The 13,407-nt window shown below is 64.1% G+C and carries 12 protein-coding genes; all 12 read left to right on the top strand.

Annotated elements, in window-relative coordinates; all coding sequences use genetic code 11:
* Positions 1–87: 87 nt before the first annotated feature.
* The 12 genes from CXP40_RS00725 to nuoM all read left to right on the top strand — a co-directional run bounded on the left by CXP40_RS00725 (position 88) and on the right by nuoM (position 13,406).
* Positions 88–501, top strand: coding sequence for an NADH-quinone oxidoreductase subunit A (locus tag CXP40_RS00725; RefSeq protein WP_024308132.1), 414 nt, complete (start codon positions 88–90; stop codon positions 499–501).
* Positions 502–511: 10 nt separating this feature from the next.
* Complete coding sequence (locus CXP40_RS00720) at positions 512–1,189, top strand: NADH-quinone oxidoreductase subunit B family protein (RefSeq protein ID WP_013715478.1); 678 nt, start codon at positions 512–514, stop codon at positions 1,187–1,189.
* Between the two features lie 63 nt (positions 1,190–1,252).
* Positions 1,253–3,034 (top strand): NADH-quinone oxidoreductase subunit C/D, encoded by a 1,782-nt coding sequence (gene nuoC, locus CXP40_RS00715; protein WP_106732198.1) that lies wholly within the window; start codon positions 1,253–1,255, stop codon positions 3,032–3,034.
* Positions 3,031–3,531 (top strand): NADH-quinone oxidoreductase subunit NuoE, encoded by a 501-nt coding sequence (gene nuoE / locus CXP40_RS00710; protein ID WP_106732480.1) that lies wholly within the window; start codon positions 3,031–3,033, stop codon positions 3,529–3,531. Before nuoC ends, nuoE begins: the two co-directional genes overlap by 4 nt.
* Entirely contained in the window at positions 3,528–4,874 is a 1,347-nt protein-coding gene (gene nuoF, locus CXP40_RS00705; RefSeq protein ID WP_106732197.1) for an NADH-quinone oxidoreductase subunit NuoF, read from the top strand. Before nuoE ends, nuoF begins: the two co-directional genes overlap by 4 nt.
* Positions 4,875–4,932: 58 nt before the next feature.
* On the top strand, positions 4,933–7,641 hold the full coding sequence (nuoG, locus tag CXP40_RS00700) for an NADH-quinone oxidoreductase subunit NuoG (RefSeq protein ID WP_106732196.1): 2,709 nt from the start codon (positions 4,933–4,935) through the stop codon (positions 7,639–7,641).
* A complete protein-coding gene (gene nuoH / locus CXP40_RS00695) occupies positions 7,638–8,630 on the top strand; it encodes an NADH-quinone oxidoreductase subunit NuoH (RefSeq protein WP_106732195.1) in 993 nt (330 codons plus the stop codon). The genes nuoG and nuoH overlap by 4 nt, the downstream gene beginning before the upstream one ends.
* Positions 8,631–8,641: 11 nt before the next feature.
* Positions 8,642–9,190: an NADH-quinone oxidoreductase subunit NuoI gene (gene nuoI, locus CXP40_RS00690; protein WP_013715472.1), complete on the top strand. Its 549-nt coding sequence runs from the start codon at positions 8,642–8,644 to the stop codon at positions 9,188–9,190.
* Between the two features lie 9 nt (positions 9,191–9,199).
* Positions 9,200–9,709: an NADH-quinone oxidoreductase subunit J gene (gene nuoJ / locus CXP40_RS00685; RefSeq protein WP_041979356.1), complete on the top strand. Its 510-nt coding sequence runs from the start codon at positions 9,200–9,202 to the stop codon at positions 9,707–9,709.
* Entirely contained in the window at positions 9,706–10,014 is a 309-nt protein-coding gene (nuoK, locus tag CXP40_RS00680) for an NADH-quinone oxidoreductase subunit NuoK (RefSeq protein WP_003460477.1), read from the top strand. The genes nuoJ and nuoK overlap by 4 nt, the downstream gene beginning before the upstream one ends.
* The gene (gene nuoL, locus CXP40_RS00675) at positions 10,011–11,861 is read left to right on the top strand and encodes an NADH-quinone oxidoreductase subunit L (protein WP_106732194.1); all 1,851 of its coding nucleotides are present in this window, start codon (positions 10,011–10,013) and stop codon (positions 11,859–11,861) included. Before nuoK ends, nuoL begins: the two co-directional genes overlap by 4 nt.
* A gap of 15 nt (positions 11,862–11,876) precedes the next feature.
* Positions 11,877–13,406, top strand: coding sequence for an NADH-quinone oxidoreductase subunit M (gene nuoM, locus CXP40_RS00670; RefSeq protein WP_106732193.1), 1,530 nt, complete (start codon positions 11,877–11,879; stop codon positions 13,404–13,406).
* The last annotated feature ends 1 nt before the right edge of the window (position 13,407 follow it).

Here is a 13,407-nt window from a genome sequence, read left to right as displayed (position 1 = left end):
TTGTATACACACTTCGCGCCAACGCCCTCGACGGTGTCTGGTCGCTAAATAGATTAAAAGCCGTTCCTTAATTCAAGGAGTACCGGCATGCCTGATGCGGTAACGACCATGTCCCAGAACTGGGCTTTCGCTGTTTTCTTGCTGGGTGTCTGCGGGCTCATCGCCTTCATGCTCGGTCTTTCCAGCCTGCTCGGCAGCAAGGCCTGGGGGCGCAGCAAGAACGAACCCTTCGAGTCGGGCATGCTTCCCACCGGCAGCGCGCGCCTGCGCCTGTCAGCCAAGTTCTATCTGGTCGCGATGCTCTTCGTGATCTTCGACGTTGAAGCCCTCTATCTCTTCGCTTGGGCAGTCTCGGTGCGCGAAAGCGGCTGGGCGGGCCTGATCGAAGCTACAGTTTTCATAGCAATTCTGTTGGCAGGTCTTGTCTATCTTTGGCGTATCGGCGCGCTCGATTGGGCACCGCAGGGACGTCGTGAACGGCAGGCGAAGCTAAAACAATGAGGCTTTGGCGATGCAATACAAACTTACTCGGGTCGACCCGAATGCGCCCAACGAGGCGTATCCGATCGGCCAGCGGGAGGTCGTCTCCGACCCGCTGCTAGAGGATCAGGTTCACAAGAACATCTACATGGGCAAGCTCTCGGACGTGCTTAACGGCGCGGTCAACTGGGGGCGCAAGAACTCCTTGTGGCCTTACAACTTCGGCCTGTCCTGCTGCTATGTGGAAATGACCACCGCCTTCACCGCCCCGCACGACGTGGCGCGTTTCGGTGCGGAAGTCATTCGCGCATCACCCCGCCAGGCCGACTTCATGGTCATCGCCGGCACCTGCTTCATCAAGATGGCGCCGGTCATCCAGCGCCTCTACGAGCAGATGCTGGAGCCCAAGTGGGTCATCTCCATGGGTTCATGCGCCAACTCCGGCGGCATGTACGACATCTACTCGGTCGTTCAGGGCGTGGACAAGTTCCTCCCCGTGGACGTCTACATTCCCGGCTGCCCGCCCCGTCCGGAGGCGTTCCTGCAAGGCTTGATGCTGCTGCAGGAATCCATCGGCCAGGAGCGCCGCCCGCTATCCTGGGTAGTTGGCGATCAAGGCATCTACCGTGCCGAAATGCCTTCGCAGAAGGAACAGCGACGCGAGCAGCGAATCGCCGTTACCAACCTGCGTAGCCCCGACGAAGTCTGAGCCGATGCTTGCCTGCGCAAGCGTCATGCCCACTTTCTACGTTGATCGACAGCGACCGAGACCATGACTCAAGACACCGTTGTGTCCATACCGCCTTACAAGGCTGACGACCAGGACGTCGTCGCCGAACTGCGCGCCCGTTTTGGCGACGACAGTTTCACCCTGCAAGCGACCCGCACCGGCATGCCGGTTCTCTGGGTCGCCCGTGAGCGCCTTATCGAAGTGCTCACCTGCCTGCGCAACCTGCCGCGTCCCTACGTGATGCTCTATGACCTGCACGGCGTCGACGAACGCCTGCGTACCCAGCGTCGCGGCCTGCCGGACGCCGACTTCACGGTGTTCTATCACCTGATGTCGCTGGAGCGTAATAGTGACGTGATGATCAAGGTCGCCTTGTCCGAGCGCGACCTCAACCTGCCCACCGCCACCGGTATCTGGCCCAACGCCAACTGGTACGAGCGCGAAGTCTGGGATCTGTACGGCATCACCTTCACCGGCCACCCGCACCTGAGCCGCATCATGATGCCGCCGACCTGGGAAGGTCACCCGCTGCGCAAGGACTACCCGGCGCGCGCCACCGAATTCGATCCGTTCAGCCTGACCCTGGCCAAGCAGCAGCTTGAGGAAGAGGCAGCGCGCTTCCGCCCCGAAGACTGGGGCATGAAACGCGGCGGTGAGCACGAGGACTACATGTTCCTCAACCTCGGCCCCAACCACCCGTCCGCCCACGGCGCGTTCCGCATCATCCTGCAGCTCGACGGCGAAGAGATCGTCGATTGCGTGCCGGAGATCGGTTACCACCACCGTGGCGCCGAGAAAATGGCCGAACGGCAGAGCTGGCACAGCTTCATCCCCTACACCGACCGCATCGACTACCTCGGCGGGGTAATGAACAACCTGCCCTACGTGCTTTCGGTTGAGAAACTCGCCGGTATCAAGGTGCCGGCCCGTGTCGACTTCATCCGCGTGATGCTCGCCGAGTTCTTCCGCATCACCAGTCACCTGCTGTTCCTCGGTACTTACATCCAGGACGTCGGCGCCATGACCCCGGTGTTCTTCACCTTCACCGACCGCCAGCGCGCCTACAAGGTGATCGAAGCCATCACTGGCTTCCGCCTGCACCCGGCCTGGTACCGCATCGGCGGCGTCGCCCACGACCTGCCACGCGGCTGGGACAAGCTGGTCAAGGAATTCGTCGACTGGCTGCCCAAGCGCCTCGACGAATACGAAAAGGCGGCGCTGAAGAACAGCATCCTCAAGGCCCGTACCATCGGCGTGGCGCAGTACAACACCAAGGAAGCGCTCGAGTGGGGCACCACTGGCGCCGGCCTGCGCGCCACCGGTTGCGATTTCGACCTGCGCAAGGCGCGCCCCTACTCCGGCTACGAGCACTTCGACTTCGAGGTGCCGCTGGCGGCCAATGGCGACGCCTATGACCGCTGCATGGTGCGCGTGGAAGAGATGCGCCAGAGCATCCGCATCATCGATCAGTGTCTGAAGAACATGCCGGAAGGCCCGTACAAGGCCGATCATCCGCTGACCACGCCGCCGCCGAAAGAGCGCACGCTGCAGCACATCGAAACCCTGATCACTCACTTCCTGCAGGTTTCCTGGGGCCCGGTCATGCCGGCCAACGAAGCCTTCCAGATGATCGAGGCGACCAAGGGCATCAACAGCTACTACCTGACAAGCGACGGCAGCACCATGAGCTACCGCACCCGGATTCGCACCCCCAGCTTCGCCCACCTGCAGCAGATCCCTTCGGTGATTCGCGGCAGCATGGTGGCGGACCTGATCGCCTATCTTGGCAGTATCGACTTCGTCATGGCCGACGTGGACCGCTGATCATGAGCACGCTAATTCAGACCGACCGTTTCACCCTCAGCGAAACCGAGCGCTCGGCCATCGAGCACGAGATGCATCACTACGAAGACCCTCGCGCCGCCAGCATCGAGGCGCTGAAGATCGTGCAGAAGCAGCGTGGCTGGGTGCCGGACGGCGCCGCTGACGCCATTGGCGAAATCCTCGGCATTCCCGCCAGCGACGTCGAGGGCGTGGCCACCTTCTATAGCCAGATATTCCGCCAACCCGTTGGTCGTCACGTGATTCGCGTGTGCGACAGCATGACCTGCTATATCGGCGGCCATGAGTCGGTGGTCAGCGAGATGCAGAAGCAGCTCGGCATCGGCCTTGGCCAGACCACCAGCGATGAGCGCTTCACCCTGCTGCCGGTGTGCTGCCTGGGCAACTGCGACAAGGCCCCGGCGCTGATGATCGACGACGACACCTTCGGCGATGTCCAACCTGACGGCGTCGCCAAGCTGCTGGAGGCCTACAAATGAAGACCCTGACCTCCATCGGCCCGGCCAACCGTATCGCCCGCAGCGAAGAAACTCATCCGCTGACCTGGCGCCTGCGTGACGACGCCCAGCCGGTTTGGCTGGAGGAATACCAGCAGAAGAACGGCTACGCGGCCGCACGCAAGGCACTGACCGAGATGGCTCAGGCTGACATCGTGCAGACCGTCAAGGAATCCGGCCTCAAGGGTCGCGGCGGCGCAGGTTTCCCCACGGGCGTGAAGTGGGGCCTGATGCCGGCCGACGAATCCATGAACATCCGCTATCTGCTGTGCAATGCGGACGAAATGGAGCCCAACACCTGGAAAGACCGAATGCTGATGGAACAGCTGCCCCACCTGCTGGTGGAAGGCATGCTGATCTCCGCGCGCGCGCTCAAGGCCTATCGCGGCTACATCTTCCTGCGCGGCGAGTACGTCGACGCCGCGGCCAACCTCAACCGAGCCATCGAGGAAGCCAAGGCCGCAGGCCTGCTCGGCAAGAACATCTTTGGCAGCGGCTTCGATTTCGAGCTGTTCGTGCACACCGGCGCCGGTCGCTACATCTGCGGCGAAGAGACCGCGCTGATCAACTCGCTGGAAGGCCGCCGCGCCAACCCACGGGCCAAACCGCCCTTCCCGGCCGCCGTCGGCGTATGGGGCAAACCGACCTGCGTCAACAACGTCGAAACCCTGTGCAACGTGCCGGCCATCGTCGGTCAGGGCGTGGACTGGTACAAGGGCCTCGCCTGCCCGGGCAGCGAAGACCATGGCACCAAGCTGATGGGCTTCTCCGGCAAGGTGAAGAACCCCGGCCTGTGGGAACTGCCATTCGGCATTACCGCGCGCGAGCTGTTCGAGGACTATGCTGGCGGCATGCGTGACGGCTACAGGCTCAAGTGCTGGCAGCCTGGCGGTGCCGGTACCGGCTTCCTGCTGCCCGAGCACCTCGAGGCACAGATGTACGCCGGTGGCATCGGCAAGGTCGGCACGCGCATGGGCACCGGCCTGGCGCTGGCGGTCGACGACTCGATCAGCATGGTCTCGCTGCTGCGCAACATGGAAGAGTTCTTCGCCCGCGAGTCCTGCGGCTGGTGTACGCCGTGCCGCGACGGCCTGCCGTGGAGCGTGAAGATTCTGCGTGCCCTGGAGCGTGGCGAAGGCACCCGCGAGGACATCACCACCCTGCTCGGCCTGGTCAACTTCCTCGGCCCGGGCAAGACCTTCTGTGCTCACGCGCCGGGTGCCGTGGAGCCGCTGGGCAGCGCGATCAAGTATTTCCGTGAAGAGTTCGAGGCCGGTGTGGCCAAGGTGGCGAGTACGCCCCGCACGCCGGCAACCGCGAGCTGAACAGACGAATTCCCTTAGCCAGCCGCTTTAACCAGCGGGCAAACGAAGACTTGAAGAAATGGCCACTATCCACGTAGACGGCAAAGATTTCGAAGTCGATGGTGCAGACAACCTCCTGCAGGCCTGCCTGTCCCTCGGACTCGATATCCCCTACTTCTGCTGGCACCCGGCGCTTGGCAGCGTCGGGGCGTGCCGCCAGTGCGCGGTCAAGCAGTACAACGACGAGAACGACACCCGTGGTCGTATCGTCATGTCCTGCATGACGCCTGCCACCGACAACACCTGGATCAGCATCGACGACGAAGAGTCCAAGGCGTTCCGCGCCAGCGTCGTCGAATGGCTGATGACCAACCACCCGCACGACTGTCCGGTCTGTGAGGAAGGCGGCCACTGCCACCTGCAGGACATGACGGTGATGACCGGGCACAACGCCCGTCGCTACCGCTTCACCAAGCGTACCCACCAGAACCAGGAACTCGGCCCCTTCATCGCCCACGAGATGAACCGCTGCATCGCCTGCTATCGCTGTGTGCGCTACTACAAGGACTACGCCGGCGGCACCGACCTGGGCGTCTACGGTGCGCACGACAACGTGTACTTCGGCCGTGTGGAGGACGGCACGCTGGAAAGCGAGTTCTCCGGCAATCTGGTCGAGGTCTGCCCGACAGGCGTATTCACCGACAAGACCCACTCCGAACGCTACAACCGCAAGTGGGACATGCAGTTCGCCCCGAGCATCTGCCATGGCTGCTCCAGCGGCTGCAACATCAGCCCCGGTGAGCGTTACGGCGAACTGCGCCGCATCGAGAACCGCTTCAACGGCTCGGTGAACCAGTACTTTCTCTGCGACCGTGGCCGCTTCGGCTATGGCTACGTCAACCGCGAGGATCGCCCGCGTCAGCCGCTGCTGGCTGGCCAGGCCATCGGCATCGATGCCGCGCTGGACAAGGCCGCCGAGCTGCTCAAGGGCAAGCGCGTGATCGGCATTGGCTCGCCGCGTGCCAGCCTCGAATCCAACTTCGCCCTGCGCGAACTGGTCGGTGCCAATAACTTCTATAGCGGCATCGCCGCTGGCGAGCTGACCAATATCCGCCTGATCCGCGACATCCTGCAGAACGGCCCGCTGCCGACGCCGACCCTGCGCGACGTCGAGCTGCACGACGCCATCTTCGTCCTCGGCGAAGACCTGACCCAGACCGCCGCACGCATGGCCCTGGCCCTGCGCCAGGCGGTCAAGGGCAAGGCCACCGAGATCGCTGCCGGTGCGCGTATTCAGGATTGGCACATGGCGGCCGTGCAGAACGTTGCGCAGCATGCTCGTCACCCGCTGTTTGTCGCCAGCGTCACGGAAACCCGCCTGGACGACGTGGCCGCCGAAAGTGTGCACGCCGCGCCGGCCGATCTGGCTCGCATCGGTTTCGCCGTGGCTCACGCCATCGACCCGAGTGCACCGGCCGTCGACGGCCTGGAAGCCGAGGCGCAAGCGCTGGTACAGCGCATCGCCGAGGCCCTGCTGGCAGCCCAACGCCCGCTGATCGTCTCCGGCGCCTCGCTGGGCGACAAGGCCCTGATCGAAGCTGCCGCCAATATCGCCAGCGCGCTGAAGAACCGTGAGAAGAACGGCTCGCTGAGCCTGGTGGTGCCGGAAGCCAACAGCCTGGGCCTGGCGCTGCTGGGCGGTGAATCCGTCGATGCCGCGCTGGATGCCTTGAGCAACGGCCAGGCCGATGCCGTGATCGTGCTGGAAAATGACCTGTACCGCCGCGCCGATGCCGCCAAGGTCGATGCCGCGCTCAGCGCCGCACAGACAGTGATCGTCGCCGATCACCAGCGCACCGCCACCAGCGAACGCTCCCACCTGCTGCTGCCGGCGGCGAGCTTCGCCGAAGGCGACGGCACCCTGGTCAGCCTCGAAGGCCGCGCTCAGCGCTTCTTCCAGGTCTATGAGCCGAGCTACTACGACAACAATTTTCTGATCCGCGAAGGCTGGCGCTGGCTGCACGCGCTGCACAGCACCCTGCAAGGCAAGGTCGTGGACTGGACGCAACTGGATCAGGTCACCGAGGCCTGCGCCGCCAGCAACCCGCATTTGTCCGGCATCAAGGATGCCGCACCGAGCGCCTCGTTCCGCATCAAGGGGCTCAAGCTGGCGCGCGAGCCGCATCGCTACAGTGGCCGCACCGCCATGCGCGCCAACATCAGCGTGCACGAGCCGCGTCAGCCGCAGGATCAGGACTCGGCCTTCGCCTTCTCCATGGAAGGCTATGCCGGCAGCAAGGAAGACCGGCAGCAGATTCCGTTCGCCTGGTCGCCGGGCTGGAACTCGCCGCAGGCCTGGAACAAGTTCCAGGACGAGGTCGGCGGCCATCTACGCGCCGGCGACCCCGGCGTACGCCTGCTCGAAGCTGCCGGCAACGCCCTGCCCTGGTTCGCCGTGAACGCCGCGTTCAACCCGGCAGCCGGCACCTGGCAGGTGGCGCCGCTGCACCACCTGTTCGGCAGCGAGGAAAACTCCGCGCGCGCCAAACCGATTCAGGAGCGCATGCCCGAACCTTACGTGGCCCTGGCCCGCGATGAAGCGGCACGCCTGGGGGTGAACGACGGTGCGCTGCTGGCCCTGCGCGTCAATGGCCAGGCCCTGCGCCTGCCGCTCAAGGTGCGCGATGACCTGGCCATCGGCCTGGTCGGCTTGCCGCTTGGCCTGCCTGGGATTCCGGCGGTCATCGCCGGTGCCAGCGTGACCCTGCTGCAGGAGGTCGCGCAATGAGCTGGTTGACGCCCGAACTGATCGAGATCGTCATCGCGGTACTCAAGGCCATCGTCATCCTGCTGGTGGTGGTGGTTTGCGGCGCGCTGCTGAGCTTCATTGAGCGCCGTCTGCTCGGCTGGTGGCAGGATCGCTACGGCCCCAACCGCGTGGGGCCGTTCGGCATGTTCCAGATCGCCGCCGACATGATCAAGATGTTCTTCAAGGAGGACTGGACGCCGCCGTTCGCCGACAGGTTCATCTTCATCCTGGCACCGATGATCGCCTTCTCGGCGATGCTGATGGCCTTCGCCATCATCCCCATCACCCCGAACTGGGGCGTGGCGGATCTGAACATCGGCATCCTGTTCTTCTTCGCCATGGCGGGTTTGTCGGTCTACGCGGTGCTGTTCGCCGGCTGGGCCAGCAACAACAAGTTCGCCCTGCTCGGCAGCCTGCGTGCCTCGGCCCAGACCATCTCCTATGAGGTGTTCCTGGCCCTGGCGCTGATGGGCGTGGTGGCGCAGGTCGGCTCGTTCAACATGCGCGACATCGTTGATTACCAGGCGCAGAACCTGTGGTTCATCATTCCGCAGTTCTTCGGCTTCTGTACCTTCTTCATCGCCGCCGTCGCCGTGACCCACCGTCACCCGTTCGACCAGCCGGAAGCCGAGCAGGAGCTGGCCGACGGTTACCACATCGAATACGCCGGGATGAAATGGGGCATGTTCTTCGTTGGCGAATACGTGGCCATCGTCACCGTGTCGGCGCTGCTGGTAACCCTGTTCTTCGGTGGCTGGCACGGCCCGTTTGGCATCCTGCCGCAGATTCCGTTCTTCTGGTTCGCGCTGAAAACGGCCTTCTTCATCATGATCTTCATCCTGCTGCGCGCGTCGATCCCACGCCCGCGCTATGACCAGGTCATGGCCTTCAGCTGGAAGTTCTGCCTGCCGCTGACCCTGATCAACCTGCTGGTGACCGGCGCCGTCGTGCTGGCCACGGCCCAGTAAGGAGAAAAGCAATGTTCAAGTACATCTGGGACGTGCTGGTCGGTACCGGCACCCAACTGCGCAGCCTGGCCATGGTCTTCAGCCATGGCTTTCGCAAGCGCGACACCCTGCAATACCCGGAAGAACCGGTCTACCTGCCGCCGCGCTACCGTGGCCGCATCGTCCTGACCCGCGATCCCGACGGCGAGGAGCGCTGCGTGGCCTGCAACCTGTGCGCCGTGGCCTGCCCGGTAGGCTGCATCTCGCTGCAGAAGGCCGAGACCGATGACGGTCGCTGGTATCCGGAGTTCTTCCGCATCAACTTCTCGCGCTGCATTTTCTGCGGCCTGTGCGAGGAAGCCTGCCCGACCACCGCGATCCAGCTCACCCCCGACTTCGAGATGGGCGAGTTCAAGCGCCAGGATCTGGTGTACGAGAAGGAAGACCTGCTGATCAGCGGCCCCGGGAAGAACCCGGACTACAACTTCTACCGCGTTGCCGGTATGGCCATCGCCGGCAAGCCCAAGGGCGCCGCGCAGAACGAGGCCGAACCGATCAACGTGAAGAGCCTGCTGCCTTAGGAGTTTCTGATGGAATTCGCGTTTTACTTCGCCGCCGGTGTGGCGGTGGCAGCAACGGTCGGGGTGGTCACCAATACCAACCCGGTGCATGCCCTGCTCTATCTCATCGTCTCGCTGCTGGCGGTATCGATGGTGTTCTTCGCCCTCGGTGCGCCCTTTGCCGGCGCGCTGGAAATCATCGTCTACGCCGGCGCCATCATGGTGCTGTTCGTCTTCGTGGTGATGATGCTCAACCTCGGCCCGGCTGCCGCCGAGCAGGAGCGCAAGTGGCTGACGCCCGGTATCTGGGTCGGCCCGGCAATCCTCAGTGCCTTGCTGCTCGGTCAGTTGCTCTATGTGCTGCTGAACCACGTCAGCGACGCCCATATCGGCCACACCACAGTGGAAGCCAAGGCCGTCGGTATCAGCCTGTTCGGCCCCTACCTGCTGGCCGTGGAGCTGGCCTCCATGCTGCTGCTCGCCGCACTGGTCGCTGCCTACCACCTGGGCCGCCACGACGCCAAGGAGCCCACCGTATGACCGGCATACCTCTGGAACACGGCCTGGCCCTGGCAGGCGTGCTGTTCTGCATCGGCCTGGTCGGTCTGATGGTGCGGCGCAACATCCTGTTCATCCTGATGAGCCTGGAAGTGATGATGAACGCCGCAGCGCTGGCCTTCGTGGTTGCCGGCGCACGTTGGGGCGCGGCTGACGGCCAGGTGATGTTCATTCTGGTGATCACCCTGGCAGCCGCCGAGGCCAGCATCGGCCTGGCGATCCTGCTGCAGTTGTATCGCCGCTTCAATACCCTGGATATCGACGCTGCCAGCGAGATGCGCGGATGAACCTTCTAGTCCTGACTCTATTCTTCCCGCTGCTCGGCTGGCTGCTGCTGGCCTTCTCGCGCGGACGCTTCTCGGAAAACACCAGTGCGCTGATCGGTGTCGGCTCCATCGGCCTGGCCGCCGCCAGCGCCAGCTGGGTCATTGCCGCCTTTCTCGGCAATCCGCCGGCTGACGGCACCTACAGCCTGACCCTATGGCAGTGGATGAGCGTCGAAGGCCTGGCGCCGAGCTTCACCCTGCATCTGGATGGGTTGTCCGCGACCATGCTCGGTGTGGTCACTGGTGTGGGATTCCTGATCCACCTGTTCGCCAGCTGGTACATGCGCGGCGAGGAAGGCTATTCGCGCTTCTTCGCCTACACCAACCTGTTCATCTTCAGCATGTTGCTGCTGGTATTAGGCGACAATCTGCTGGTGCTGTTCTTCGGCTGGGAAGGCGTCGGCCTGTGCTCGTACCTGCTGATCGGCTTCTACTACAAGCACGTACCCAACGGTAACGCAGCGCTCAAGGCCTTCATCGTCACCCGCGTCGGCGACGTGTTCCTGATGATCGGCATGTTCCTGCTGTTCATCAACCTCGGCACCCTGAACATCCAGGAGCTGATGGTGCTGGCACCGCAAAAATACGTGGCCGGTGACGCCTGGCTGTGGCTCGCCACCCTGATGCTGCTGGGCGGCGCGGTCGGTAAATCCGCCCAGTTGCCGCTGCAGACCTGGCTGGCCGATGCCATGGCAGGCCCGACGCCGGTGTCAGCGCTGATCCACGCGGCGACCATGGTCACCGCCGGGGTGTACCTGATCGCCCGTACCCACGGCCTGTTCCTGCTGACCCCGGAAATTCTCGAGCTGGTCGGCATCGTCGGCGGCGTGACTCTGGTGCTGGCCGGTTTCGCCGCGCTGGTGCAGACCGACATCAAGCGTATCCTCGCCTATTCGACCATGAGCCAGATCGGCTACATGTTCCTCGCCCTGGGCGTCGGCGCCTGGGACGCGGCGATCTTCCACCTGATGACCCACGCCTTCTTCAAGGCCCTGCTGTTCCTCGCCTCCGGTGCGGTGATCCACGCCTGCCACCACGAGCAGAACATCTTCAGGATGGGCGGCCTGTGGAGGAAGCTGCCGCTGGCCTACGCCAGCTTCGTCGTCGGTGGCGCGGCACTGGCCGCCCTGCCACTGCTGACCGCCGGCTTCTACTCCAAGGACGAGATCCTCTGGGAGGCCTTCGCCAGCGGCCATAGCGAGCTGCTCTACGCCGGCCTGGTCGGTGCCTTCCTGACTTCGATCTACACCTTCCGCCTGATCTTCATCGCCTTCCATGGCGAGCAGAAGACCGAGGCGCACGCCGGCCATGGCATCGCCCACAACCTGCCGCTGATGGTGCTGATCGTGCTGTCGACCTTCATCGGCGCCTGGATCACCCCGCCGCTGGCTGGCGTGCTGCCGGAAAGTGCCGGCCATGCCGGTGGCGAGGCCAAGCACAGCCTGGAACTGCTCTCGGGGCTGATCGCGGTGAGCGGTATCGTCATCGCCGCCCTGCTCTTCCTCGGCCGGCGCCGCGTTGCCTCTGCCGTGGCGCAGAGCGCACCAGGCCGCCTGTTGAGCGCCTTGTGGTTCGCCGCCTGGGGCTTCGATTGGCTCTACGACAAGCTGTTCGTGCGCCCCTACCTTGCGCTCTGCCATCTGCTGCGCCGCGACCCCATCGACCGTGGCATTGGCCTGATTCCACTGCTCGTGCGTGGCGGCAACGCCGCACTGGTACGCAGCGAGAACGGCCAGGTGCGCTGGTACGCCGCTTCGATCGCCGGGGGCGCCGTGCTGGTGCTCGCCGCCATCCTCTTTCTGAGTTAAGGAAAACAGCCTGTCATGATTCTGCCCTGGCTAATCCTGATTCCCTTCATCGGCGGCCTGCTGTGCTGGCAAGGCGAGCGCTTCGGCCACGTCCTGCCGCGCTGGATCGCCCTGATCACCATGGGCCTGCTGTTCGGCCTGAGCCTGTGGCTGTGGGTCAGCGGTGACTTCACCCTGGCGCCGGCCCCGGACGGCGGCCCGCGCTGGGCCCACGAGTTCGTCATCGACTGGATCCCGCGTCTGGGCATCACCATCCACCTGGCGATGGATGGCCTGTCGGTGCTGATGGTGGTGCTCACCGGCCTGCTCGGTGTGCTCTCAGTACTCTGCTCGTGGAACGAGATCCAGAACCGCGTCGGCTTCTTCCACCTCAACCTGATGTGGATTCTCGGTGGCGTGGTCGGCGTGTTCCTCGCCGTCGACCTGTTCCTGTTCTTCTTCTTCTGGGAAATGATGCTGGTGCCGATGTACTTCCTCATCGCGCTCTGGGGTCATAGCGGCAGCGACGGTCGTACCCGTATCACCGCCGCTACCAAGTTCTTCATCTTCACCCAGGCCAGCGGCCTGATCATGCTGGTGTCGATCCTGGCCCTGGTGTTCGTGCACTTCAACCAGACCGGCGTGCTCAGCTTCAACTATGCCGACCTGCTGAAGACCGAACTGGCGCCTGGCACCGAATACCTGCTGATGCTCGGTTTCTTCGTCGCCTTCGCGGTGAAGTTCCCGGTGGTGCCGGTGCACTCCTGGCTGCCGGATGCCCATGCCCAGGCGCCGACCGCTGGCTCCGTTGACTTGGCGGGTATCCTGCTGAAAACCGCCGCCTACGGCCTGCTGCGCTTTGCCCTGCCGCTGTTCCCCAACGCCTCGGCCGAATTCGCACCCATCGCCCAGTGGCTCGGCGTGTTCGCCATCATCTACGGCGCGCTGTTGTCGTTCGCGCAGACCGATATCAAGCGCCTGGTGGCCTACTCCAGCGTCTCGCACATGGGCTTCGTACTGATCGCCATCTATTCGGGCAGCCAGATCGCCCTGCAAGGTGCGGTGGTGCAGATGGTCGCCCACGGCCTGTCCGCTGCTGCGCTGTTCATCCTCTGCGGCCAGCTCTACGAGCGCGTGCACACCCGTGATCTGCGCCAGATGGGCGGGATCTGGGCGCGCATGCCCTGGCTGCCGGCCATCAGCCTGTTCTTCGCTGCCGCCGCACTGGGCCTGCCGGGCACCGGCAACTTTGTCGGCGAATTCCTCATTCTGCTCGGCAGCTTCCCCAGCGCGCCGTGGGTCGTGGTGCTGGCTGCCACCGGCCTGGTGCTCGGCTCGGTGTACGCCCTGGCGATGATCCACCGCGCCTACTTCGGCCCGGTGCAACAGGACGCGCCGCTGCCCGGCCTCAAACCACGCGAGCTGGCCATGGTGCTCGGCCTAGGCGTACTGCTGATTCTGCTTGGCGTTTACCCGCAACCGGTGCTCGACACCTCCGCTGCCAGCATGCACGGCGTGCAGCAGTGGATGGCTGGCGCCCTCGATCAACTCGCCTCGGGCCGGTAAG

The sequence above is a fragment of the Pseudomonas sp. YY-1 genome (genome assembly GCF_002843095.1).
In the GTDB taxonomy this organism is placed as follows: Bacteria; Pseudomonadota; Gammaproteobacteria; order Pseudomonadales; family Pseudomonadaceae; genus Aquipseudomonas; species Aquipseudomonas sediminis_A.
This window is presented reverse-complemented; position numbering and strand designations above follow the sequence as displayed.

Bases quoted from the DNA above. Each gene is read 5' to 3' on its own strand.
- CXP40_RS00725 (WP_024308132.1), top strand. From the start codon at position 88: ATGCCTGATGCGGTAACGACCATGTCCCAGAACTGGGCTTTCGCTGTT.
- CXP40_RS00720 (WP_013715478.1), top strand. From the start codon at position 512: ATGCAATACAAACTTACTCGGGTCGACCCGAATGCGCCCAACGAGGCG.
- nuoC (WP_106732198.1), top strand. From the start codon at position 1,253: ATGACTCAAGACACCGTTGTGTCCATACCGCCTTACAAGGCTGACGAC.
- nuoF (WP_106732197.1), top strand. From the start codon at position 3,528: ATGAAGACCCTGACCTCCATCGGCCCGGCCAACCGTATCGCCCGCAGC.
- nuoG (WP_106732196.1), top strand. From the start codon at position 4,933: ATGGCCACTATCCACGTAGACGGCAAAGATTTCGAAGTCGATGGTGCA.
- nuoH (WP_106732195.1), top strand. From the start codon at position 7,638: ATGAGCTGGTTGACGCCCGAACTGATCGAGATCGTCATCGCGGTACTC.
- nuoI (WP_013715472.1), top strand. From the start codon at position 8,642: ATGTTCAAGTACATCTGGGACGTGCTGGTCGGTACCGGCACCCAACTG.
- nuoJ (WP_041979356.1), top strand. From the start codon at position 9,200: ATGGAATTCGCGTTTTACTTCGCCGCCGGTGTGGCGGTGGCAGCAACG.
- nuoK (WP_003460477.1), top strand. From the start codon at position 9,706: ATGACCGGCATACCTCTGGAACACGGCCTGGCCCTGGCAGGCGTGCTG.
- nuoL (WP_106732194.1), top strand. From the start codon at position 10,011: ATGAACCTTCTAGTCCTGACTCTATTCTTCCCGCTGCTCGGCTGGCTG.
- nuoM (WP_106732193.1), top strand. From the start codon at position 11,877: ATGATTCTGCCCTGGCTAATCCTGATTCCCTTCATCGGCGGCCTGCTG.